Annotated in this window: 20 protein-coding genes and 2 riboswitches; of the genes, 8 read left to right on the forward strand and 12 right to left on the reverse strand. The window is 73.6% G+C overall.

Annotated elements, in window-relative coordinates; genetic code table 11:
• Positions 1 to 5 precede the first annotated feature (5 nt).
• Positions 6 to 1535: a cobyric acid synthase gene (locus RGE_RS21680; protein ID WP_014430624.1), complete on the forward strand. Its 1530-nt coding sequence runs from the start codon at positions 6 to 8 to the stop codon at positions 1533 to 1535.
• A complete protein-coding gene (locus tag RGE_RS21685; protein WP_014430625.1) occupies positions 1532 to 3046 on the forward strand; it encodes a cobyric acid synthase in 1515 nt (504 codons plus the stop codon). The genes RGE_RS21680 and RGE_RS21685 overlap by 4 nt, the downstream gene beginning before the upstream one ends.
• Position 3047: 1 nt before the next feature.
• On the opposite strand, the gene RGE_RS21690 is transcribed toward RGE_RS21685, so the two are convergent.
• Complete coding sequence (locus RGE_RS21690) at positions 3048 to 3398, reverse strand: cysteine-rich small domain-containing protein (RefSeq protein ID WP_014430626.1); 351 nt, start codon at positions 3396 to 3398, stop codon at positions 3048 to 3050.
• Between the two features lie 100 nt (positions 3399 to 3498).
• Here RGE_RS21690 and RGE_RS21695 point away from each other — a divergent pair, with 100 nt between their 5' ends.
• Positions 3499 to 4068: a bifunctional adenosylcobinamide kinase/adenosylcobinamide-phosphate guanylyltransferase gene (locus tag RGE_RS21695; RefSeq protein WP_014430627.1), complete on the forward strand. Its 570-nt coding sequence runs from the start codon at positions 3499 to 3501 to the stop codon at positions 4066 to 4068.
• Here the strand turns inward: RGE_RS21695 and RGE_RS21700 are convergent, their stop codons facing one another.
• The 4 genes from RGE_RS21700 to RGE_RS21715 form a co-directional block, all read right to left on the reverse strand.
• Entirely contained in the window at positions 4069 to 4542 is a 474-nt protein-coding gene (locus tag RGE_RS21700; RefSeq protein WP_014430628.1) for a threonine/serine exporter family protein, read from the reverse strand.
• Positions 4539 to 5354, reverse strand: coding sequence for a threonine/serine exporter family protein (locus tag RGE_RS21705; protein WP_014430629.1), 816 nt, complete (start codon positions 5352 to 5354; stop codon positions 4539 to 4541). Before RGE_RS21705 ends, RGE_RS21700 begins: the two co-directional genes overlap by 4 nt.
• Before the next feature lie 108 nt (positions 5355 to 5462).
• A complete protein-coding gene (locus RGE_RS24965) occupies positions 5463 to 7019 on the reverse strand; it encodes a methyl-accepting chemotaxis protein (protein WP_014430630.1) in 1557 nt (518 codons plus the stop codon).
• A gap of 210 nt (positions 7020 to 7229) precedes the next feature.
• Entirely contained in the window at positions 7230 to 8786 is a 1557-nt protein-coding gene (locus RGE_RS21715) for a methyl-accepting chemotaxis protein (RefSeq protein WP_014430631.1), read from the reverse strand.
• Between the two features lie 315 nt (positions 8787 to 9101).
• Between RGE_RS21715 and RGE_RS21720 the strand changes: the two genes are divergently transcribed.
• On the forward strand, positions 9102 to 9935 hold the full coding sequence (locus RGE_RS21720; protein WP_014430632.1) for a nidogen-like domain-containing protein: 834 nt from the start codon (positions 9102 to 9104) through the stop codon (positions 9933 to 9935).
• A 110-nt stretch (positions 9936 to 10045) separates the two neighbouring features.
• Here RGE_RS21720 and RGE_RS21725 read toward each other — a convergent pair whose 3' ends face one another.
• The 7 genes from RGE_RS21725 to RGE_RS21755 form a co-directional block, all read right to left on the reverse strand.
• On the reverse strand, positions 10046 to 10414 hold the full coding sequence (locus RGE_RS21725) for a DUF1636 family protein (protein WP_014430633.1): 369 nt from the start codon (positions 10412 to 10414) through the stop codon (positions 10046 to 10048).
• Positions 10411 to 10866, reverse strand: a complete 456-nt coding sequence (locus tag RGE_RS21730) for a vWA domain-containing protein (RefSeq protein ID WP_014430634.1) — start codon at positions 10864 to 10866, stop codon at positions 10411 to 10413. Before RGE_RS21730 ends, RGE_RS21725 begins: the two co-directional genes overlap by 4 nt.
• Positions 10867 to 11066: 200 nt before the next feature.
• Positions 11067 to 12074 carry an ATP-binding protein gene (locus tag RGE_RS21735; RefSeq protein WP_014430635.1) on the reverse strand — a complete coding sequence of 336 codons (1008 nt, stop codon included), beginning with the start codon at positions 12072 to 12074 and terminating at the stop codon, positions 11067 to 11069.
• 4 nt (positions 12075 to 12078) lie between these two features.
• Positions 12079 to 15858 (reverse strand): cobaltochelatase subunit CobN, encoded by a 3780-nt coding sequence (cobN, locus tag RGE_RS21740; RefSeq protein ID WP_014430636.1) that lies wholly within the window; start codon positions 15856 to 15858, stop codon positions 12079 to 12081.
• Positions 15859 to 15864: 6 nt separating this feature from the next.
• Positions 15865 to 16911, reverse strand: a complete 1047-nt coding sequence (gene cobW / locus RGE_RS21745; RefSeq protein ID WP_014430637.1) for a cobalamin biosynthesis protein CobW — start codon at positions 16909 to 16911, stop codon at positions 15865 to 15867.
• Between the two features lie 4 nt (positions 16912 to 16915).
• A complete protein-coding gene (gene cobO / locus RGE_RS21750; RefSeq protein WP_014430638.1) occupies positions 16916 to 17485 on the reverse strand; it encodes a cob(I)yrinic acid a,c-diamide adenosyltransferase in 570 nt (189 codons plus the stop codon).
• Between the two features lie 12 nt (positions 17486 to 17497).
• Complete coding sequence (locus RGE_RS21755) at positions 17498 to 18148, reverse strand: energy-coupling factor ABC transporter permease (protein ID WP_014430639.1); 651 nt, start codon at positions 18146 to 18148, stop codon at positions 17498 to 17500.
• 170 nt (positions 18149 to 18318) lie between these two features.
• Positions 18319 to 18577, reverse strand: a riboswitch (cobalamin riboswitch).
• 35 nt (positions 18578 to 18612) lie between these two features.
• Positions 18613 to 18837: riboswitch (cobalamin riboswitch) on the forward strand.
• A 67-nt stretch (positions 18838 to 18904) separates the two neighbouring features.
• On the opposite strand from RGE_RS21755, the gene RGE_RS21760 reads away from it, so the two are divergent.
• The 4 genes from RGE_RS21760 to RGE_RS21775 are packed head-to-tail and all read left to right on the forward strand — an operon-like array spanning position 18905 to position 23743.
• Positions 18905 to 19687, forward strand: a complete 783-nt coding sequence (locus tag RGE_RS21760; RefSeq protein ID WP_014430640.1) for a class I SAM-dependent methyltransferase — start codon at positions 18905 to 18907, stop codon at positions 19685 to 19687.
• Between the two features lie 38 nt (positions 19688 to 19725).
• Positions 19726 to 21852: a TonB-dependent receptor gene (locus RGE_RS21765; RefSeq protein ID WP_014430641.1), complete on the forward strand. Its 2127-nt coding sequence runs from the start codon at positions 19726 to 19728 to the stop codon at positions 21850 to 21852.
• Positions 21849 to 22772 carry an ABC transporter substrate-binding protein gene (locus RGE_RS21770; RefSeq protein WP_014430642.1) on the forward strand — a complete coding sequence of 308 codons (924 nt, stop codon included), beginning with the start codon at positions 21849 to 21851 and terminating at the stop codon, positions 22770 to 22772. The genes RGE_RS21765 and RGE_RS21770 overlap by 4 nt, the downstream gene beginning before the upstream one ends.
• A complete protein-coding gene (locus RGE_RS21775) occupies positions 22769 to 23743 on the forward strand; it encodes a FecCD family ABC transporter permease (RefSeq protein WP_014430643.1) in 975 nt (324 codons plus the stop codon). The genes RGE_RS21770 and RGE_RS21775 overlap by 4 nt, the downstream gene beginning before the upstream one ends.
• The last annotated feature ends 1 nt before the right edge of the window (position 23744 follow it).

A 23744-nucleotide genomic window follows, 5' to 3' on the forward strand; every position in this document is an offset into this window, starting at 1 on the left:
TTCCGATGCTCGACGCCGCCGTGCCGCGGCGCGGCCGCGCGCTGATGCTGCAGGGCACCGCGTCGGACGTCGGCAAGAGCCTGCTCGTCGCCGGCCTGTGCCGCGCCTACGCGCGCCGCGGCCTCGCCGTGCGCCCGTTCAAGGCGCAGAACATGAGCAACAACGCCGCGGTGAGCGCCGACTCCGACCTGCCGCCCAACGCCGACGGCAGCCTGCCACGCGGCGAGATCGGCCGCGCCCAGGCGCTGCAGGCGCGCGCCTGCGGCGTGCCGCCGTCGATCCACCACAACCCGGTGCTGCTCAAGCCCCAGTTCGGCGTCGGCTCGCAGGTCGTGCTGCGCGGCCGCGCGCTGGGCAACTGGCCGGCGCGCCACTATCACAACCTCAAGCCGCTGTTGATGCCGGCGGTGATGGACAGCTACCGCCGCGTCGCCGCCGAGGCCGACCTGGTGATCGTCGAAGGCGCCGGCGCCGGCACCGAGGTCTACCTGCGCCACTGCGACATCACCAACATGCGCCTGGCCGAGGACGCCGACCTGCCGGTGGTGCTGGTCACCGACAACGACCGCGGCGGCGCCATCGCCGCCGTCGTCGGCACCCACGTGCTGCACACGCCCGAAGAGCGCGCGCGCATCGTCGGCTACGTCGTCAACAAGTTCCGCGGCCACTTCTCGCTGTACGAACCGGCCTGCCGGGTGATGAGCGAACACACCGGCTGGCCGCTGCTGGGCGTCGTCGAGTGGTTCGACGCCGCGACACGCCTGCCGGCCGAAGACGCGCTGGCGCTGGAGCGTGCGCTGCCCGGCGGCAGCGCCGGCGTGAAGATCGTCGTGCCGCAGCTCGGCCGCACCGCCAACTTCGACGATCTGGACCCGCTGGCCGCCGAGCCCGGCGTCGCCTTGCACTGGCTGCTGCCCGGCGAGGCGCTGCCGGCCGACACCGACCTCGTGCTGCTGCCCGGCTCCAAGACCACGCGCGCCGACCTCGAGACGCTGCACCGCGAAGGCTGGGCCACCGACATCCTGGCCCACGTGCGCCGCGGCGGGCGCGTCGTCGGCCTGTGCGCCGGCTTCCAGATGCTGGGCCGCGTCGTGCGCGACCCCGAGGGCCTGGAAGGCGCGCCGGGCGAGACACCCGGCCTGGGCCTGCTCGACGTCGAGACCGTCATCACGCACGACAAGCGCCTGGTCGAAATCGACCGCCAGGACCTGGCCAGCGGCTGCCGCGTGCGCGGCTACGAGATGCACATGGGCCGCACGGCCGGTGACGGCCTGGCGCGCCCCTGGCTGCAGCTCGACGACGGCGCCGGCGGCGCCACGCCCGAAGGCGCGGTCTCGGCCGACGGCCGCGTGATGGGCAGCTACGTGCACGGCCTGTTCGCCGCCGACGGCTGGCGCCGCCACTTCCTCGAACGCATCGGCGCGCAGCGCTCGGCGCTGGACTACGAGGCCCAGGTCGAATCGACGCTGGACGCGCTGGCCGATCACGTCGAACGCGCGCTGGACCTCGACGCGCTGCTGGCGCTGGCGCGATGAACGACGCGCTGCCGTTCAGCCCGGCGCCGGCCGCGCCGCGGCGCGCGCGCCGGCTGATGGTGCAGGGCACCGGCTCGGACGTCGGCAAAAGCCTGCTCGTCGCCGGGCTGGCGCGGGCCTATGCACGCCGCGGCCTGGCGGTGCAGCCGTTCAAGGCGCAGAACATGAGCAACAACGCCGCGGTGGCCGGCGAGGCCGAAGGCGGCGGCAGCGGCGAGATCGGCCGCGCCCAGGCGCTGCAGGCGCGCGCCGCCGGCGTGCCGCGTTCGGTGCACCAGAACCCGGTGCTGCTCAAACCCGACAGCGACGTCGATGCCCAGGTCGTGCTGCGCGGGCGGGTGCTCGGGCGCTGGCCGGCGGCGGGTTACCAGGCGCTGAAACCCCGGCTGCTGCCGGCGGTGCTCGACAGCCTGGAGCGACTGTCGCAGCAGGCCGACCTGGTGCTGATCGAAGGCGCCGGCTGCGGCGCCGAGGCTTATCTCAGGCCGCAGGACATCAGCAACATGGGCCTGGCCGAAGCCGCCGACCTGCCGGTGCTGCTGCTCGGCGACGAGTCGCGCGGCGGCGTCACCGCCGCGGCCATCGGCCACCACACGCTGTGGTCGGCGAGCGAACGGGCGCGCGTGGCCGGCGTGCTGGTCAACAAGTTCCGCGGCGACCCGGCGGTGTTCGCGCCGGCCGCGGCGCAGATCGAGGCCGCCACCGGCTGGCCGGTGCGCGGGCTGGTGCGCTGGTTCGACGGCGCCGCGCGGCTGCCGCAGGAAGATTCGCTGGCGCTGGACGCCGCCGCCCGCCGCCGCAGCGGCGGCAGCCTCGTCATCGCCGTGCTGCGCACGCCGCGCCTGGCCAATGCCGACGACCTGGACCCGCTGGCCGCCGAGCCCGGCATCACGCTGCGCTGGGTGCAGCCGGGCGAGACTATCCCGCGCGAAGCGCAGGTCGTCGTCATCGCCGGTTCCAAGTCGACACGCGCCGACCTCGCCTTCGTGCACGCCCAGGGCTGGACGCACGACCTGCACGCCCACGTGCGCCACGGCGGCCGGGTCGTCGGCCTGTGCGCCGGCTTGCAGATGCTGGGCCACGCGGTGCACGACCCCGAGGGCCTGGAAGGCGAACCCGGCTCGACGCCCGGGCTGGGCCTGCTGGATCTGGAGACGACGATCACGCCGGCCAAACGATTGCTCGACGTCGACGCGCTGGACACCGCCAGCGGCGAACGTGTGCGCGGCTACGAGATGCACATGGGCCGTAGCGAGGGCGCGGCGCTGTCACGCCCCTGGCTGCGCCTGGACGGCCGTGCCGAAGGCGCGATGTCGGCCGACGGCCGTGTCGCCGGCAGCTACCTGCACGGCCTGTTCGCCGCCGACGGCTGGCGCCGGCGCTGGCTGGCGGCCTTGGGTGTCACGGGCGGCGTCGACTACGACGCGCGCGTCGAAGCCCTGCTCGACGCCTACGCCGCCCAGCTCGAAGCCGACCTGGACCTGGACGCGTTGCTGGCGCTGGCGCGCTGAATCAGGCGCCGGTCGTCTCGTCGGGCAGCGCGTTCTCGGGCTGCTGCGGGTAGCGCCGCGTCTGCGGCAGGCCGCGCCAGTGCACCGGGCGCTCCAGCCACTTCTGGATGAAGTTCCAGGACTGGCGGTAGCCGTCGTGCGGCAGCGTGCAGGCCGAGCAGTCCTTGCGCGTCACGCCGTTGGCGCTGACGAAGACCTGGTAGTTGCCCGGGCACTCCAGCGCGCTCAGCGGGCAGTAGCAGAACAGGCAGTTGAACTCGCGCTTGACGCCCGGGTGGCAGGGGTAGAACGGGCAGTCGCTGTTCGTGAAGCCCTTGTAGGCCTCGTTGGTCGTCGTGTCCTTGGGCTGCATGGCGCGGGCTCCGTCGTGGACCGTCATGCTAACCAGCGCCGCGCCGCCTTGCCTGACAAGGGGCTCGTATGATCGCCGGCCCCCGCACGACGCCAGAACCTTGCATCCCGGACACGAACTGATCCTCGGCGGCCAGCGCAGCGGCAAGACGCGCCGCGCCGAGCAGCTGGCCGCCGTCTGGCTGGCCACGCCGGGCCACGAGGCCGTCGTCGTCGCCACCGCGACGGTCAGCGACGAGGAGATGCGCGCACGCATCGAACGCCACCGCGCCGACCGCGCCGCGACGCTGGCGCGCGCCGGCTGCATCGAGGAGCCGCTGGCGATCGCCGCGGTGATCGCCGCGCAGTCGGCGCCGCAGCGACTGCTGGTCGTCGACTGCCTGACGCTGTGGCTGACGAACGCGCTGTGGCCGGCGATCGTCGGCCTGGACGCGCCGGCGCTCGACGACGCCGGCTTCGACGCCGCCTGCCGCGAGCTGTGCGAGGCGCTGCGCGCCGCGCCCGGCCCGGTGGTGCTGGTCAGCAACGAGACCGGCCTGGGCCCGGTGCCGGCCGACGCCGCGACGCGGCGCTGGCTGGACGCCCTGGGCCGGCTGCACCAGGCGGTGGCCGCGGCCTGCGCGCGCGTCACGCTGGTCGTCGCCGGCCAGGCGCTGGCCGTCAAACGCTGATCAGATCAGCGGCCGGCGGCGGTAGAACAGCAGCCCCGGCACCGCCAGGCCGACGGCCAGCGCGGCGATCACGTGCGCCGAGGCCAGCCCCGACTCGATGGCGCTGGCGAGCAGGTCGGGGCTGACGCCGTGGCGCTGCATCTGCGCCACCGCGATCAGCGCGGTGAACAGCTGCACGCCCGGGATCATCGGGATCATCGCGGCGACGGTGAAGGCCTTGGGGTGGGCGCGCAGCCGCTGCGCGCCCCAGATCGCCAGCAGGCTGACGGTGGCCGCGGCGACCAGCGTCGCCCATTCCAGCGGCATGCCGGCGCCGGCCGGGCCGAGCGCGTGGCGCAGCCCGCGGCCGAGCGCGCCGCCGACCGCGCAGAAAGGCAGCACCGGCGCCGGCACCGCGAAGGACAGGCCGAAGCCCACCGCCGCGACGGCCGCCAGCAGCGCCTGGGCCAGCAGTTCGAAGACGAAATCGCTCATCGCCAGCCCCAGACGTTCCAGACGCTGGTCGCCAGCAGGATGCCGCCGCAGGTCGCCGCCGACAGCATGGTCGCCACGGTCCAGCGCGTGATGCCGGTCGTGGCGTAGCCCTTGACCATGTCCGACACCGCGTTGATCAGCGGGAAGCCCGGCACCAGCATCAGCACGCTGGCGGCCATCGCGGTGCGCGGCTGCGCGCCGATGCCCAGGCGCAGGCCCAGCGCCGCGACCGAGGTCGCGACGAAGGCGGTGACGAAGAAGTTCAGCAGCGGGTTGAAGTGCAGCCGCGCCAGGCGCAGGCGCACGAACATCGCCGCGCCGCTGGCGGCCAGCGCGACCCCGCAGCTCACCGCGTCGGCGCCGGCCAGGCGCGCGAAGGCGGCACAGGCCAGGCCGACGGCGGCCGCCACCACCCAGGCCGGGTAGCGCAGCGGCTGCACGCCGTGCACACGTTCGCGGTAGGTGGCGAGATCGATGCGCCCGGCTTCGAATTCGAGCACCGCACGCTGCACCTCGATGACCAGGTGCATGTTGATGCCGCGGTCCTCGCAGCGCTGGGCGACGGTGACGCCGCGGCCGCCGACGACCGTGGTGACGATGACCGCGCTGGACATCGGCGCGACGTCGACCGAGGCGACGCCCAGGCGCGGCCCGAGGCGCCGGGCCATGCCTTCGACGAGCGCGCTCTCGGCGCCGTGCTGCATCAGCAGCACCGCGGTGTGGGCGCACAGACGGGTGATCTCGTGCTGGGCAGGCTCGTCGAGCCCGGCCGGGGCGTCGCTCGACGCCGGGGTGCGGGGGAATAACTTCAAGACAACTCCGACGGCGCGCCGGTGGTCCGGCGTTTTCTTGTTTTGCGGCGATTCTTCCAGATTCGCCGTCGGCGCAAGGCCGGGGCCCGCGGCGGCCCCGGCCGGAGCTCAGATGCGGAAGACCTCGACCGCTTCGCGCAGCCGGCGCGCCTGGTCTTTCAGGCTCTCGGCGGCGGCGCCGGATTGTTCGACGAGCGCGGCGTTCTGCTGCGTCGCCCGGTCGAGTTCGGCGACCGCGCGGTTGACCTCGCCGATGCCGGTGGACTGCTCGGTCGTCGCGCCGGTGATCTCGGAGATCGTCGTCGAGACGCGCGCCACGCTGTGCTCCAGCGCCGCCATCGCGTCGCCGGCACGCGTCACCAGCGCGCTGCCGGCCTCGACACGTTCGACCGACTCCTGGATCAGCGACTTGATCTCGCGCGCCGCCTGGGCGCTGCGCTGCGCCAGCGTGCGCACCTCGCCGGCGACGACCGCGAAGCCGCGGCCCTGCTCGCCGGCGCGCGCGGCTTCGACCGCGGCGTTCAGCGCCAGGATGTTGGTCTGGAAGGCGATGCCGTCGATGACGGCGATGATCTCGGCGACGCGGCGCGAGCTGTCGTTGATCGCGCCCATCGTCTCGACGACCTTGCCGACGGCCTCGTTGCCGCTGACGGCCGAAGCCGCGGCCTCGCCGGCCAGGCCCTGGGCCTGGCGCGCCGACTGGGCGGTGGTCTGCACCGTGCCGGTGAGCTGCTCCATCGCCGACGCGGTCTGCTGCAGGTTGGATGCGGTCTGCTCGGTGCGCGCCGAGAGGTCGGCGCTGCCGACGGCGATCTCGCCGGACGCCGTGCCGATGTTGTCGACCGAAGAACGCACGCTGGCGATCGTCGCGCGCAGCGCCTTCACCGTCGCGTCGAGCTCGGCCATCAGGCTGGCGGGGTGGGCGCTGGACAGCGACACCGTCAGGTCGCCGGCGGCCACCGCCTTCATCGCCGCCATCGCCTGCGCCGGCTCGCCGCCGATCTGGCGCAGCACGACACGGGCGATCCAGAAGCCCGCCAGGCCCAGCGCGACGATGACCGCGGCGGCCACCGCGATGGTCTTCGCCAGCCCGGCGTAGACCTTGGCGTCGATGTCGTCCATGTACAGCCCCGAGCCGACCATCCAGTTCCAGCCCGGCACGAGCTGCATGTAGTTCGTCTTCAGCAGCGGCTGCGTCTGGCCCAGCTTGGGGAACAGGATCTGGGTGAAGGCCTTGCCGTCAGGGCTGGCCTTCAGCGGGTCGATCATCGCCTTGATGATGTCGACGCCGTTGGCGTCGAGCACCTTGCCGACCATGCGCTGGCCGGCCCACTCCGGCCGTGCCGGGTGCACGACGTTCACCTGGTCCAGCGTCCAGACGAAGAAGTAGTCCTTGCCTTCGGGGCCCCAGCGCGCCTCGCGCATCGCGGCCTTGGCCGCCTCCTGCGCTTGTTCGGGGCTCATCTTGCCGGCCTCGGCCTTGAGGCGGAAACCGTTGATGATGGAGTAGGCGGTCTGCACCGCGGCGACGATCTCGCTGCGGCGGTCTTCGATGAGCTGGTTGCGCATCTGCCACGACGACAGGCCGGCCAGCAGGCACAGCCCGGCGATCGCCAGCGTGGTGAGGCCGACGATCTTGGAACGGAAGGACGAAAAGATCTTCAAGAGAAACTCCGACGGCAAGCCACCCGTGAACCGGGTTGATGTTTTTTCAATTCTGGCTTGCACCGAGTCGTATGACGACCGTCGACCGGACGGCCGACGACAAGGTCACACACAAGGCGGAAACCTCACGCGCCCGGCGAGCGGGCGCGTTGCCTCTTGAGCGATATTAAAGACGCGAGGCCGGCGCCTCGCTAGAGACACCCGCCGGCGTCAGATGCGGAAGACCTCGACGGCTTCGCGCAGCCGGCGCGCCTGTTCCTTCAGGCTCTCGGCCGCGGCGCCCGATTGCTCGACCAGCGCGGCGTTCTGCTGCGTCGCGCGGTCGAGCTCGGCGACCGCCTTGTTGACTTCGCCGATGCCGGTGGACTGCTCGTGCGCGGCACCGGTGATTTCGGAGATCGTCGTCGAGACGCGGCCGACGCTCTGCTCCAACGCGACCATCGCGTCGCCGGCGCGCGTCACCAGCGCGCTGCCGGCGTCCACCCGTTCGACCGACTCCTGGATCAGCGACTTGATCTCGCGCGCCGCCTGGGCGCTGCGCTGGGCCAGCGTGCGCACCTCCCCGGCGACGACCGCGAAGCCGCGGCCCTGCTCGCCGGCGCGCGCGGCTTCGACCGCGGCGTTCAGCGCCAGGATGTTGGTCTGGAAGGCGATGCCGTCGATCGTGCCGATGATGTCGCCGATGCGCCGCGAGCTGTCGTTGATCGCGCCCATCGTCTCGACGACCTTGCCGACCGCCTGGCTGCCGCTGACGGCCGAGGCCGCGGCCTGCTCCGACAGCTCGTGCGCCTGGCGCGCCGACTGCGCGGTGCTCTGCACGGTGCCGGTCAGCTCCTCCATCGCCGAAGCCGTCTGCTGCAGGTTGGACGCGGTCTGCTCGGTGCGCGCCGACAGGTCGGCACTGCCGACGGCGATCTCGCCGGACGCGGTGCTGATGCTGTCGATCGAACCGCGCACGCTGGCGATCGTCGAGCGCAGCGACTTCACCGTCTGGTCGATCTCGGCCATCAGGCTGTCGGCGTGGCCGACCGGCACGGTCACCGTCAGGTCGCCGGCCGCGACCGACTTCATCGCCGCCATCGCCTGCGCGGGCTCGCCGCCGATCTGGCGCAGCACGACACGCGCGATCCAGAAACCGGCGGCGCCGAGCACCAGGATCACCGAACCGGCCAGCGCCAGCATCTTCAGCGCCGCAGCGCGCACCTGGGCCTGGATGCCGTCCAGGTACAGGCCCGAGCCGACCATCCAGTCCCAGCCGGCCACGCGCTGCACGTACTGCAGCTTGGCCTGCGGCACGGTCTCACCCGGCTTGGGGAACATGACCTCGACGAAGGTCTTGCCGTCGGCGCTGGCTTTCAGGCTGGCGATCATCGTGCCGATGACGTCGACGCCGTTGGCGTCGAGCACCTTGCCGACCAGGCGCTGGCCGGCCCACTCGGGCTTGCTCGGCACGAGCACGTTAACCGAGTCCAGCGTCCAGATGTAGAAGTAGTCCTTGCCCTCGGGGCCGTAGCGCGAGTCGCGCAGCGCGGTCACCGCCGCGGCCTTGGCCTCGTCGACGCTCATCTTGCCGGCCTCGGCCTTGGCGCGGAACGAGTCGACGATCGTGAACGCCGACTGCACCGCGGTGACCAGCTCGGCCCGCCGGCCGTCGATCAGCTGGTTGCGCAGCTGCCAGAACGAGATCGCCGACAGCAGGCACATGCCGGCGACGGCGAGGACGATGAGGCCGACGATCTTCGAGCGGAATGACGAGAAGGGATTCAACGCGGGCTCCTGCAATGCGGGTCCGGCCGCGCGAGCGCGCAGCAGAAACTTGTTTCAAGTTCGGGCTGCAGCCGTCCTTCTTGAGGTCGATCAGCGCTGATTGCAGTGAAAAGGTGAAATCCGCAAGCATTCCGCACGATTTCGAAGCACACGCCAAGGCTGTCGGTCGGCCTTACAGAAGTTCGCCGCCCGCCTCGAGTTCGCTCATAACTCATTGACGTACAACGAGTTATGACCTTGGCCCGCACTTTGCAGAAGCCCGGCTGCCCCGGCACGAGCCGGACCCGGACTTCACAACACCAGAGAAAGGTCAAGATGAACACGAGTCTCCGAACCCTGGCGCTCGCTGCAGCGGCAGGCCTGGCGATGGCGTCGGCCGGTGCCGCGACCGTCACCATCCCGCAGTCGGCGCTGAAAGCCTCGCCGGGCGTCTACACCCCGGGGGGCTACTACACCAACGACCTCGGCGCCAACATCGTCACCACCGGCGGCGGCAACGCGGCCAACATCGGCCAGGCCGACGGCCGCAACGACGACGGCTACATGCAGCTGAACCTGGGCTTCGACTTCAGCTTCTTCGGCACGACGTACAACAGCGTGTACATCAACAACAACGGCAACGTCAGCTTCGGCGGCGGCATCTCGGCCTTCATCCCGAGCGGCCCGACCGGGGCCAACGCGCCGGTGATCTCGCCGTACTTCAGCGACGTCGACACACGCGCCAGCGCTTCCGGCGTCGTGCACTACAAGCTCGCGGCCAACGAGCTGGTGGTCACCTGGGACAACGTCGGCTACTTCGACAGCAACGGCGCGCCGCTGAACTCGTTCCAGCTCGTGCTGCGCTCGGACGCGCTCTCGGTCCCCGTCGGCGAAGGCAAGATCGGCTTCTTCTACGAGCAGATGCTCTGGGAGAACACCGACACCAGCCAGGTGGCCGCCGTGGGCTTCGGCGACGGCCTGGGCAATGCCGAGGTGCTGCAGGGCTCCACGCAGGCCGGCCTGTTCCCGGCGCTGAACAACAAGTACGTCTGGTTCGACGCCAATCTCGACGTCGTCGACCCCAACGAGGTCCCCGAACCGACGACGCTGGCGCTGGTGCTGGCGGCGCTGGGCGCCGCGGGCTTCTCGACGCGCCGCCGCACGAGCTGAGCAGGGCGGCAGAAGGCGAAGGGGCACCTCGGTGCCCCTTTCTTCTTGAATCGGACCGGCATCGAGCCCAGGCCGCACGGCGCTGCGGCCCGAGGCCTGTGGCCTGAAACTCAGGCCGGCGGCGGCAGCCGCGCCAGCGTGCCGCGGCGCAGGGCTTCGGGTCGCTCGCGCCACGGAATCTGGCCGTCTTCCAGCGCCTGGTGCCGCGCCGCGGCGGCCAGCAGGTCGGCGGCGCTGGCCGCGTCGGCCTGCAGGTCGCCGAAGACGTAGCTGTACTTGCCCGGCGCCTGCAGCGCGGCGCTGCAGCCGCGGCCGCAGGCCGACAGGCAGGCGACGGCGCGCACCTGCGGCGCGCCCGGCGTCTCGGCGGCCAGCGCCTGCACGGCGTCGAACAACTGCTGGCCGGCGGCGACGCCCTCGCGCGGCGCGCCCGCCGGGCGGCAGGTGTGGCAGACCAGCAGTTCGGTGATCGGGTTCATCGTCGTTCTCCTTGGATGTGGTGGGCCGGCACGCAGCGCGCGCCCCAGCGCTCGGCCCAGGCGGCGCAGCGGCCGATCGGTACCGGGCCGTCGTCGTGGTCGACGATCACGACCTGGGCCGCGGCACGCGGCGCCGGCGGTTCGCCGGGGCAGCGGCCGTCGCTCAGCAGCCAGAGCCAGGCACCGGCGTAGCGCTGCAGCACCGGCTCGGCGGCGGCCAGCGCCTGCGCCAGCGGCGTGCCGCCGCCACCGCCCAGCGGCGGCAGGCGCACCGCGGCGGCGCGGCGCGCCGGGCCGGGGGCGATCAGCCACTGCAGCCCGGCGCCGCCGAACGCCAGCAGGCCGAGCTGGTCGCCGTGGCGCGCGGCCTGTGCGACCAGCCAGGCGGCGACACCTTTGGCGCGCGCCAGCCGGCCGCCGCGGCGCATCGAGCCCGAGGTGTCGAGCAGCACCAGATGGCAGCGTGGCGGCGGCGCGGCGGCGGCACGGCGGCGCAGGTGTTCGGGCGCCAGCGGCTGCGGGCCTTTGGCGATCAGCGTGCACAGCCAGTCGGGCGCGCCGCCGCTCGTGGCCGCGGCGCCGGCCAGCGTGCCGCCCGGTGCGGGAAGCGGCCACCGCGGCAGGCCGGCATGCCGGCCCGGGCCGCGGCGGCCTAGGCTTTTGGGCGCCAGGTGCCGGGCAGCGAGGCGGTCTCGAAACCCGCCGGCTGCGGCGGCAGCGCGCCCCAGTCGCCGTCTCCGCCGCTGCAGGCCGCGGGCGGTGGTGGTGGCGCTTCGGGGCGCGCGGCCGGCGGCGGCGCCGGGTGGCGGCGGCGGTGCAGCAGCGCGTCGTCGGCGACGGCGTCGACGTCCTGGACAAGCACGGCGTCGCGGCCGTCCAGCGCCGCCAGCGCACGCGCGGCGCGCAGCATCACGAGGTCGGCACGCAGGCCGTCGACGCCGGCGGCGTGCGCCAGGTCGGCGGCACGCGCCAGCGCGGCGTCGCCGAGCTCGACCGCGTCCAGCCGCGCGCGCGCGGTGGCGATCGCACGCGCCAGCGCGGCGTCGTGCGCGGCGTGTTCGGACGCCACCCGCTGCGGGTCGCGATCGAACGCCAGGCGGGCGCGCAGGATGGCCTGGCGCGCCGCGGTGTCGGCCGGGTTGGCGATGACGACCGACAGCCCGAAGCGGTCCAGCAGCTGCGGCCGCAGCTCGCCTTCCTCGGGGTTCATCGTGCCGACGAGCACGAAACGCGAGGCGTGGCGCTCGGAGATGCCGTCGCGCTCGACCGTGTGCACGCCGCTGGCGGCGGCGTCGAGCAGCGCGTCGACCAGCGCGTCGGGCAGCAGGTTGACCTCGTCGACGTAGAGCACGCCGCCGTGGGCGCGCGCCAGGATGCCGGGCTTGAAGCGCAGCCGGCCGTCGCGCAGCACGTCCTCGACGTCCAGCGTGCCGACCAGCTGCTCCAGGCTGGCCGCCAGCGGCAGCGTGACGAAGGGCGCACCGGGCAGCAGCGCCGCCAGCGCACGCGCCGCGGTCGACTTGGCGGTGCCGCGCGGGCCGCTGATCAGCACGCCGCCCAGGCTTTCGTCGACGGCGGCCAGCAGCAGCGCCTGCTGCAGCCGCGGCTGGCCGACGAGGGCGCTGAACGGGTAGGCGGGGATCTCGGTCTCGGGGTTCATGCGTTCAGGCTTCGTCTTCGAGGCGCTGCTCCAGCGCCAGCAGGTGCGCGGTGATGCGTTCGCGCTCGGCGCCAGGCTCGCGCCACAGGCCGCGCTGCATCGCCTCCAGCAGGCGCTCGCCGACGGCGCGCAGCGCCCCGGGGTTGTGGCGCAGCAGGAACTCGCGTGTCGTCTCGTCGTGCAGATAGGCGTCGGCGACCAGCGCGTACTGGTGGTCCTCGACCAGGCCGGTGGTGGCCGAAAACGCGAACAGGAAGTCCACCGTCGCGGCGATCTCGAACGCGCCCTTGTAGCCGTGGCGGCGGATGCCTTCGAGCCACTTCGGGTTCACGGCGCGGGCGCGCAGCACACGCGCGATCTCCTCGCGCAGCGGGCGCACACGCGGCGCGCCGGGCACGCTCAGGTCGCCGTGGTAGAGCGCCGGCGCGCTGCCGCGCAGCGCCTCGACGGCGGCGGCCATGCCGCCCTGGAACTGGTAGTAGTCGTCGGAGTCGAGCAGGTCGTGCTCGTGGTTGTCCTGGTTGTGCGCGACCAGGTCCAGGCCCTGCAGCCGGGTCTCGAGCGCGGCGCGCGCCGCCTGGCCGTCGCTGCCGCCGCCGTAGGCGTAGGCGCCGGCACGCAGATAGGCCTCGGCCAGGTCGCCACGGCCCTGCCAGCGCCGGCCGGCGATCAGCTCCTGCAGCCCGGCGCCGTAGCCGCCGGGGCGCGGGCCGAAGACACGCCAGTTCGCCTGGCGCCGCGCGGCCTCGGCGTCCAGCCCGGCCTGCTCGGCGGCCCGCGCCTCGCGCTGCACACGCGCGCGCACCGGGTTCTCGTCGTCGCTCTCGTCTTCGGCCGGCACGGCGGCGACGGCACGCACCGCGGCGTCGAAGAGCTCGATCAGGTTCGGGAAGGCGTCGCGGAAAAAACCCGAGACACGCAGCGTGACGTCGATGCGCGGCCGGCCGAGCACGGCCACCGGCAGCAACTCGACGTCGAGCACACGGCCGCTGCCGGCGGCCCACTTGGGCCGCGCGCCCAGCAGCGCCAGCGCCTGGGCCAGGTCTTCGCCGCCCGAGCGCATCGTGCTCGTGCCCCAGACCGACAGGCCGACCGTGGCCGGCAGCGCGCCGTGGTCCTGCAGATGGCGTTCGACCAGCCGCTCGGCGGCGGCGCGCCCGGTGGTCCAGGCGGCGACGGTGGGCACGGCGCGCGTGTCGACGGCGTAGAAGTTGCGCCCGGTCGGCAAGGTGTCGGCGCGGCCGCGCGACGGCGCGCCGCTGGGCCCGGGCGGCACGACACGCCCGGCCAGGCCACGCAGCAGCTGGCGCATCTCCTCGGCGCCGCAGGCGTCCAACCGCGGCGCCAGCACGTCGCGCAGCGTGGCCAGCACCGGCGCGGTCTGCGGCCAGGCGGCGGCGTCTGCGGCCGGCGCGTCGGGCTGCAGCGCATGCGCTTCGAGCAGGCGCTCGGCCAGCAGCTCCAGGCGTTCACGCGTGTGGCCGGCGTGGCGCCAGGGCGTGTCGGCCAGAGACAGCAGCAGCGCCGGGCGCGGGCCGTCCCAGGGCCGGGCCCAGTCGGGCGCCAGCGGGTCGAAGTCCAGCGCCAGGTCGGCGGCCAGCGCACGCAGCAGGCTGGCGTCGCCCGGCGCGGCGCCGCGCTCGAAACGCGCCAGCGCACGCAGCGTGTCGCGCCGCGCCCGGCCTTCGGGCGAGCGGCCGAAGACGTGCAGGCCGTCGCGGATCTGCGCTTCCTTCAGCTCGCAGAGGAAGGCGTCGAGGCGGCGCAGCAGCGCCTCGCGCTGGCCGTCGTCCTCGGGCGCGTCGAAGCCCAGTTCGCGGTGCAGCCCGGCGCCGATCACCTGGCCGAGCAGCACCTGGCGCAGCCGGCGTGCGCGCGGCGGGTCCAGCGCCAGCGCCTCGTAGTACTCGTCCATCGTGCGTTCGATGTCGAGCAGCGCGCCGTAGGACTCGGCGCGCGTCAGCGGCGGCATCAGGTGGTCGACGATGACCGCCTGCGTGCGGCGTTTGGCCTGGCAGCCTTCACCGGGGTCGTTGACGATGAACGGGTACAGGTGCGGCATCGGCCCGAGCAGCAGGTCGGGCCAGCAGGCCTCGCCGAGCGCGACGCTCTTGCCCGGCAGCCATTCCAGGTTGCCGTGTTTGCCGACGTGCACGACGGCGTCGGCCGCCCAGTGGCGGCGCAGCCAGAAATAGAACGCCAGATAGGCGTGCGGCGGCACGAGGTCGGCGTCGTGGTAACGCGCCAGCAGGTCGGGCCCGCGCGAGCGCGCCGGCTGCACGCCGACGAAGACCCGGCCCAGGCGCAGCCCCGGGATCATGAAACGCCCGGCACGCAGCATCGGGTCGGCCTCGGGCGCGCCCCAGAGCGCGAGCACGGCGTCGCGGCAGACGGCCGGCAGACGCTCGAACTCGGCGCGGTAGTCGGCCAGCGCCAGGCTTTGCAGCGCCGGGCGCGCGTCGTTGGCCTCGGTGTCGTTGGTGACGCCGGCGGCCAGCGTGTGCATCAGCGCCTCGCTGTCGGGCGGCAAGGCGCCGACGGCGTAGCCCGCCTCGTGCAGCGCCTGCAGGATCAGCCGCGTCGAGGCCGGCGTATCCAGGCCGACGCCGTTGGCCAGGCGTGCGTCGTCGTTCGGGTAGTTGGCCAGCACCAGCGCCAGGCGCTGTTCGGCCGGCGGCGTGCGGCGCAGCCGGCACCAGCGCCGCGCCAGCTCGGCGACGAAGCGCATGCGCTCGGGCTCGGGCTGGTAGCGCACGACGTCGATCTCGGTGCGCTCGCAGCGCCAGGCCACGCCTTTGAAGCTGATCGCGCGCGTCGCGATGCGGCCGTCGACCTCGGGCAGCACGACCTGCATCGCCAGGTCGCGTGGCGCCAGGCCGTGCGGGTCTTCGGCCCAGCGTTCGCGCGTGCTGCCGGCCAGCAGCAGCTGCAGCACCGGCGCGTCGCCGGCCAGCGGCGTGAAACCGGCACCGGCGCCGCCGAGCGCGAACGCCGTCGCGTTGAGCACGACGTCGACCGCGTGGCGCGCCGCCAGCGCGCGCAGCAGCGCCAGGCTCTCGGGGTTCTTCAGCGTGTCCACCGCCAGCGCCAGCGGCTCCATTCCGGCGGCGGCCAGCGCCGCGAGCTGGGCGTCGAAGACCGCCGTGTTGCCCGACTGCAGATGCGCCCGGTAGAAAACCAGCAGCGCCACCGGCGCGCCGGCCGGGCGCGAAGGCCAGGCGGCGGCGTCGCGCGGCACGTAAGGCAGCGCACAAGGCAGCGGCTCGGGCAGCGACGGGCGTTCGCCGCGGCCGAAGGCGGCGTGCGCGACGAGCGCGAAGAAGGCCTCGGCCTGCGCCGGCCCGCCGTCGCGCAGGCAGCGCCAGAGCAGGCGGCAGTCGTTGGCCGCGGCGGTGGAACGCGCGAGCAGCTGCGGGTCTTCGCCGAAGTCGCCCGAGAACAGCGCCAGCCACTGGCCGCGCCGGCGCGCCGTGCGCCCGGCCTGCTCGACGAGATAGGCCCAGTCGGCGGCGTTGCCGAGGTGGTCGACGACGACCGCACGCGCGTGCTGCAGCACCTCGTCGACGTAGAGGTCCACCGACGCCGGCTGGCGCAGCGCCATCAGGTTGGCCAGGCGGACGCTGGGGAAGTCGGCGGGCAGCGCCGCGGCGGTGTCGGCCAGCAGCGCCAGCGTGCTGTCGGCGGCGCTGAGCACGACGATCTCGCCCGGCGTCTGCGCCAGGCGCACGACGCCGCGGCCCTCGTCGTCGACGAGGCCGGCGGCGCGTGTGGACAGCAGGTGCATCCGGCCTCAGCCGGCGGACAACGCCTGCTGCAGCTCGCGCTGCAGCACGGCCGCGTCGAGCTCGGCGCCGATCAGCACCAGGCGCGAGACACGTGCCTCGCCCGGGCGCCAGGCGCGGTCGAAGTGGCTGTCCAGGCGCGCGCCGACGCCTTGCACGACGAGGCGCATCGCCGCTCCCGGCAGCGCGACGAAACCCTTGGCGCGGTAGATCTCGTGGCGCGAGACGAGCGCGGCCAGCGCCTGCAGCAGGCGCTCGCGGTCCGTCACCTCGACCGTCAGCGCGACCGAGTCGAACTCGTCGTGGTCGTGATCCTCTTCTTCGTCGTGGTGGGTGCGGCGGGCGTCGATGCTGTCCTCGACGGCGCGGCCCAGGCCCAGCAGCACGTCGGGCGCCAGGCGCCCGTGCTGCGCTGCGAGCAGCTTGACGGCAGCCGGCGCGCCGGCGCGCACCTGGGCCTCGACGGCGGCCAGCGCCGCGGCGTCGAGCACGTCGGTCTTGTTCAGCACGACGAGGTCGGCGGTGGCGAGCTGGTCGGCGAAGAGCTCGGCCAGCGGCGACTCGTGGTCGAGGTTGTCGTCGGCGCGGCGCTGCAGGTCGACGGCCTGCGGGTCGTCGGCGAACCGGCCTTCGGCCACCGCCGGCGCGTCGACGACGGTGACGACGGCGTCCACCGTGAAGGCGTGGCGCAGCGTCGGCCACTGGAAGGCCTGCACCAGCGGCTTGGGCAGCGCCAGGCCCGAGGTCTCGATGACGAGGTGGTCGATGCGATCGCGGCGTTCGGCCAGACGCTCCATCACCGGCGCGAACTCCTCCTGCACGGTGCAGCACAAACAGCCGTTGGCGAGTTCGACGAGGTTGCCGTCGTCGCGGCCTTCTTCGTCGCAGCCGATGCCGCAGCCGCGCAGCAGCTCGCCGTCGATGCCGAGTTCGCCGAACTCGTTGACGATGACGGCGATGCGGCGGCCGCCGGCGTTCGTCAGCAGGTGGCGCAGCAGCGTCGTCTTGCCGGCCCCGAGGAAGCCGGTGACGATGGTCGCGGGGATCTTGTGCATGGGTTCAGTCCTCGATGCCGCGCTGCGCGGGCACGCCGGCGTCGTAGTGGTGTTTCAGCTTCGTCATCTCGGTGACCGTGTCGGCGGCCTCGATCAGCTCCGGCGGCGCGCCGCGCCCGGTCAGCAGCACGTTGACCTGCGGCGGGCGCGCGCGCAGGCAGGCGAGCAGCTCGTCCAGCGGGATCCAGCCGTAGCGCAGCGGCGCCATCACCTCGTCGAGCACGACGAGGAAGTGCGCGCCCGACAGCACCGTGTCGCGCACACGGTGCCAGCCGGCCAGCGCCAGCTCGGCGGAGTGGCCGAGGTCGCGGCTCTTCCAGCTGAAGCCGTCGCCCAGGCCCTCGATCGGGATGCCCAGTTGCTCGAACAGCCGGTGCTCGCCGAAACGTGCCGAGGGCACTTTCATGAACTGGAAGATCTTCACCGCCTTGCCGCGGCCGTGGGCGCGCAGCGCCAGGCCGAAGGCGGCGGTGCTCTTGCCCTTGCCCGGCCCGGTGTGCACGATCACCAGCCCCCGGCGTTCGCCCTGAGGGCGCGGCTTGTCGCGATCGAACGGGGGCGTTTCGATCTGCATGGCACCAGCCCGTCAGGCGGCGGCGGTGAGCCGCTCGTCCAGGCAGGCGCGCGCCCAGCCGGCTTCGCGCCAGCGGCGCACGGCGCGCACGATCAGCAGCGTGAACACCGGCTCCAGCGCCACCAGCACGAGGTAGGACGAAGCGAAACGCGCCCAGTCGGCGAACGGCGTCGCTTCCTGGCCGATGGCGAGCCAGAAGCCGACCATCGCCGTGACGCCGGCGTAGTAGGCGGCGTCCAGGCGCAGCACCGTGGCGACACGCGCTTCGCTGACCTGCGCGGCCGACAGCCGGCGGCCGATGCCGAAGTGCACCGCGGTGAGCGGCACGACCAGCGACAGCGTGTTCACCGCCAGGTGCACCAGGTCCTGCGGCTCGAACAGCAGGCCTTGCAGCAGCAAGCCGAGCGCGAAGCCGAACAGCGTCGGCAGATAGCCCAGCAGCAGGTAGATCGGCATCGCGCCGATGAAGTGCAGCTCCGACGGGCCGACGGCCATGTGGAAGGACTGCATGAACAGCGAGAAGAACACCGCCGCGAGCGCCGTGCGCAGCCACAGCGCCGGGCGCTTGGCGAGCGCGGGCAGGTGCGCCAGCAGCACGCCGCTGGCGGCGACGTTGGCAGCGAGGATCTTGGTCTGGGCGAGGACGCCGGGTTCGATGTGCATCGGGTGCTCCTGGGTCGAGACGGCGCGACGACGGCCGCCCGCCGCCGCACGAAGCGGCTCGGGCGCGGCGACACGGCACGCGCGGGAGGGGGAGGGCTCGGAAACGAAAGACGGGTTCGACGCGCCCGGCCGCTTCCCCGCGGCGTGCGCTACACGGCGCGCCGCTCGCGCGGCACGCCACCTCGTTGGCCGGTATCCGGGCTGGCGGACCTGTCCGTGACGCCTTCCCGGTGGCGACGCTGGTGCGCCGCCGTCCCAGTGGCCGTGTCACGGGCCGGAAGGGCCGGCACGAGGCCGTCTTTCCGTCCGCTTACCGTTGCGGGGGCAGCTCAGGTTGGGGCTCGCACCGTGACGGCCTCGCCCTTCCTGATTCCCGTTGAACTGCCTCGGCGGAGAGCCTCGGCGAGCACCAACGCGGCGCATGATACAGGTCAGGTCCCGCGACGGGGCTGCCGACGGCGCTGGTTATGATTCCGGCCGTTGGTGCTCGCGCCCACCCTCCGGTGGATGCAGTTCAACGGGAATCAGGGAGGGGCCACAGGCCCCCAACCTGAGCTGCCCCCGCAACGGTAAGCGGACGGGGCCTCACCGGCCCCAGCTCGTGTCGAAGCCACTGGGAGTCGTCTCCTGGGAAGGACACACGGGTCGTCTCCGTCAGCCCGGATACCGGCCAACGAGGTGGCGCGCCGCGCGAGCGGCTCGCCGTAAGGCGCCAGGCTGCGGGGAAGCGGCCAGGGCGCGTACGCCGGTATTCCCATGTCTTCCAACGCGCCGGAGCTCCGGCCCGACGCTGCCACGCCTTGCGCCTGGGGCGACGCCGAAGCGGCGTTCTACGCCCGCAGCATCGTGCGCAGCGGCTATGCCCGCGCCGTGCTGCCGCTGCTGCCGCGCGCGCTGCCCGATCTGCTCGACATCGGCGCCGGCAACGGCGTGCTCAGCCGCCGCATGCTGGCGCCGGGGGCGCGCTGGCACGCCGTCGAACCGCAAGCCGAGATGCAGCGCCGGCTGCAGGCGCTGCGCCCGGCGCTGGCCGCACGCGGCATCCGGCTCGAACTCTCGCCGGTCGACTGGACGCAGCTGGACCCCGCCGTCGCCGCCGACACGCTGCTGGCCGCGCACCTGCCGCCGGCGCAGCGTGAGCCCGCCGCCTTCCACGACGCGATGGCCGCACGCTGGCGCCGCTGCATGGCCTGGGTCGTGCCGGCGCAGGCCGGGCCGGCGACGTTCTGCCTGGCCGGTGTGCTGACGCCCGAGCTGCACGGTGCCGACACGCGCCCGGTCTTCGAGCGTGTGCTCGCCGCGCTGGGCCCCGGGCGCGCGCCGCAGGCGCTGCACTTCGCCGACTGGCGCTACGAGGTGTGTTTCGAGTCGCTGGCCGCGGCCCAGGCGCACGTCATCGAACGCCTGCGGCTGCCGCCCGGCGACGAACGCCGGCCGCAGGTGCTGGCCCAGGTCGCCGCCTCGGCGCGGCCCGGCCGTCGCGGCCTGCGCCTGGGCTGCGCCAAACGCAGCGCGGTGCTGCTCTGGCGCCGCGATTGACCCTGTTTTCCCTCCCTCCAAAAGAAGAGACGAAGAAGATGAAGCCACAGGAAAGATCACCGTCGCGCCGCTGGCGCCCCGTCGTGCTGGCGCTGGCGCTGCCGGCCGTCGCGCAGGCCCAGAGCGAGGCCGTCGAGACGGTGCAGATCACCGCCGAACGCCGCGTCGTCACCGCGACGCGCGCCGCCGAGGACCCGCTGGACCTGCCGTTCAGCACCTACGCCGTCGGCCGCGACGAGATGGACGCCGTCGGCGCGCGCACGCTCGAGGACGCGCTGCGCGCGGTGCCCGGGCTGCAGCACGGCACCCAGGGCAACTACTTCACGCGTTTCGAGACCCGCGGCCTGCGCGACACCCAGGACGTGCTGGTGCTGATCGACGGCGTGCCGCTGCGCCTGCTGCAGGGCAATGCCGACCTGACGCTGGTCGCGCCCGACCTGCTGGAACGCATCGAGTTCATCAAGGGCCCGGCTTCGGCGCTGTACGGCCGCAACGCGATCGGCGGCGTCGTGCAGATGTTCATCGAGCCCGAGGCCGAAGGCGGCAGCGCGCGCGCGACGCTGGGCAGCTTCGGCCGCCGCGACCTCGGCCTGCGCCAGCGCTGGGACGGCGAACGCGGCCACCTGTCGGTGGGCGCGGCCTACAGCCGCGTCGACGGCTTCCAGGACGGCACGCCGCGTGACCAGGCCACCGCCAGCGTCGGCGGCGAGCTGGCGATGACACGCGACTGGGCCAGCAGCGTGCAGCTCTTCTCCAGCCAGGTGAACGCCAAACGCGGCTCGATCGTGCCGCTGAAGGACGGCCACCCGATGTTCGGCATAGCCCCGGAAGACAACTACGGCATCCCCGGCGCCCACGTCGACGGCGAGTACCTGAGCCTGGCCTGGCGCAACCGCGTGCGCCTGACGCCGGCGCTGAGTTTCGAGCACCTGAGCAGCTGGGCGCGCTACGACCGCCTGTTCCAGGGCGGCATCACCATCGTGCCGCCGCCGGCCGCGGTGACCAAGGGCTGGTCGGAGACCGACACCCAGGACCGCGGGCTGTTCCACGAGTTCACGCTGAACGCCAAGGCCGAGCTGGGCGCGACGCATCACGCGCTGCAGCTGGGGCTGAACCTCGAGTCCGGCTGGCAGGACCAGGCCTCGCCGTCGTTCAGCGGCGCGCCGACCTACCGCGGCCCCGACTACGACACGCCGGTCAGCAACATCGGCAAGGACCCGCGCGGCATCCGCGGTGCGGTGACCGACTCGCGTTTCGACCAGAGCGTGCGCAGCCTGTACCTGCAGGACCGCATCGACATCGGCACGCTGAGCCTGAGCGCCGGCCTGCGTCGCGACCACTTCGAGCAGACGCTGTGGCGCAGCGGCACCGCCGTGCAGGCGCGCCAGGACGAAGGCCGCACCAGCCCGCGCCTGGGCGCCGACTGGCGCTACGCGGCGTCCGCCACCAGCGAGAACGCGCTGTTCGCCAACTGGGCCGAAGGCTTCCGGCCGCAGGCCGTGGCGCTGAACACGCGCTCGGGCGTCGTCGTGCCGGCGCTGCTGCGCCCGGAGGTCACGCGCAGCCTCGAGATCGGCGCCAAGGGCCGCGCCGTCGACGAGCGCTGGAGCTACCAGGTGGCGCTGTTCCAGGCCGACAAGACCGACGGCCAGCGATCGTTCCGCACCGGGCCCGACAGCTTCATCTTCACCAACGCCAGCTCGCGCGTGCGCGGGCTGGAAACGCTGCTGCGCGGGCGGCTGTCGGCCGCCTGGTCGGGTTATGCCCACTACACCTGGCAGGACGCGCGGCTGCGCGACTTCCCGACTTTCGACGCCGCCGGCAACCCGGGGCCCAACTACGCCGGCAACCGCATGCGCATGTCGGCACGCCACATCGCCGGCGCCGGCCTCGCCTGGTCGCAAGGCGACTGGCGGTGGACGGGCAGCGCCAACTACGTCGGCCGGCGCCCGCTGCGCGACAACGTCGAGCACTCGCAGATCCTGCCCTCGTACACGCTGCTGTCGACGGCCGTCACCTGGCAGGCGACGCCGCGGCTGTCGGTGCAGGCCGGCGTCGACAACCTGGCCGACGTCGAGTACATCGCCGACGACTTCTCGGCCCAGGACGCGGGCTGCTTCGGCACGCCGCGCAGCCTGTTCCTGCGGCTGAAAGCGCAGTGGTGAGCGGGCCCTCGTCGCCCGCGCGGCGTGCGCTGCTGGCCGGCGCGGCGCTGTGCGGCGCCGGGCACGAGGCCCGGGCGGCCGCCTGGCCGCGCAGCGTCGTCGACGCGAGCGGGCGAACGCTGCGGCTGGCGGCGCCGCCACAGCGCATCGTCGCGATCTTCCCGAGCAACATCGAGATCGTCTTCGCGCTCGGGCTGGAGGCGCGCGTCGCGGCGATCGGCGGGCGTGTGCGATATCCCGAGGCGGCGCTGGCCAAACCCTCGGTCGGCGGCGCGCTCGGCTACTCGCCCGAGGCGGTGGCGGCGCTGCGGCCGGACCTGATCGTGCTGACGCCGTCGCACGGCAGCGCGCTGGGCCTGGTCGAGCCTTTCGAACGCGCCGGCGTCGCGGTGCTGGTGCTGGCGCATCCGGACCTGGCGGCGGCGCGGCGCAACATCGAGCTCGTCGGCCGCGCCACCGGCAGCGAAACCGCCGCGGCGGCGCTGCTGGCGCGTTTCGACGGCTCGCTGGCGTCGATCCGCCAGGCCTGGCAGGGCCGGCCGCAGCCGAGCGTGTACCTGGAGACCGCGGCCGCCGCACGCGGCGCCTACCAGACCGTCGGCCGCGGCCATTACGCCGACGACGCGCTGGCCTGCGCCGGCGGGCGCAACGTCTTCAGCGACCTGGCCGGCGCGCAGCAGGTCAGCGCCGAGGCGGTGCTGCTGCGCGACCCGGAAGTCATCGTCTCGCTGCAGGCGGTGCCGCGGCCGGCCGCGGAGATCGCCGCCCGGCCGGGCTGGTCGCGGCTGCGCGCGGTGCGCGAGGGGCGGGTCGTCGTGCTGCCGCGCAGCCACTTCCTGATCCCCGGGCCGCGCCAGACCGAGGCCGTGCTGGCCTACGCCCGCGCGCTGCATCCGCAGGCCTTCGGAGCGGCAGCATGAGGGCCCGGCATGCGACGCCGCTGCTGGCCGCCGCGCTGCTGGTGGCAGCGGTGCTGGCGCTCAGCGGCGGCGCGGCCTGGGTGGCGCCGGCGCAATGGCTGGGCGGCGACGGGCTGATGCACGACCTGGTCTGGGTCTGGCGCGCGCCGCGTGTCGCGGCGGCGTTTTTCGTCGGCGCCTGCCTGGCGCTGGCCGGGCTGCTGTTCCAGGGCGTGTTCCGCAACCCGCTGGCCGAACCCTATCTGCTGGGCAGCGCCTCGGGTGCCGCGGTGGGCGCGGCCATCGCGCTGCTGCTGCCGCAGTGGCTGCCGCCGGGCTGGTCGCTGCCGCTGCTGGCTTTTGCCGGCGCCTGGGGCGCGAGCTGGCTGGTGCTGGCCGTCGGCCGTGCCGGCGGCGGCTGGCAGCCGGCGCGGCTGCTGCTGGCCGGCGTCGCGCTGGCGGCCATCCTGTCGGCGCTGCGCGGGCTGCTGCTGATGCTCTTCGGCGACGAGTCGACCAATCTGCGCGCGCTGATCTCCTGGCAGCTGGGCGGCGTGCAGACGCCGACCGCAGCGCAGTGCGCGGCCTTCGTGCCGCTGCTGGTGCTGCTGGCCGCCGGCGCCCGGCGGCTGGCGTTCGGGCTGGACGCGCTGGGCCTGGGCGAACAGGCGGCACACGGCATGGGCGTGCGCGTGCCGCGGCTGGTCGCGCAGGCGGTGCTGCTGGCGGCGCTGGCCACCGCGCTGGCGGTCTGCTGGGGCGGGCTGATCGGCTTCGTCGGCCTGGTGGTGCCGCATCTGCTGCGCTGGTGGCTGGGGCCGCTGCACGGCCGGCTGGTGCCGGCCTGCGTGCTCGCCGGTGGCACGGCGATGGTGCTGGTGGACCTGATCGCCCGCGCGGCGCTGGCGCCCAGCGAGATCCCGGCCGGGCTGCTGACGGCGCTGGTCGGCGGGCCCTTTTTCCTGGGCTTGCTGCTGAGGCGACGGGAGTGAC

It is taken from the genome of Rubrivivax gelatinosus IL144, from assembly GCF_000284255.1.
In the GTDB taxonomy this organism is placed as follows: domain Bacteria; phylum Pseudomonadota; class Gammaproteobacteria; order Burkholderiales; family Burkholderiaceae_C; genus Rubrivivax; species Rubrivivax gelatinosus_A.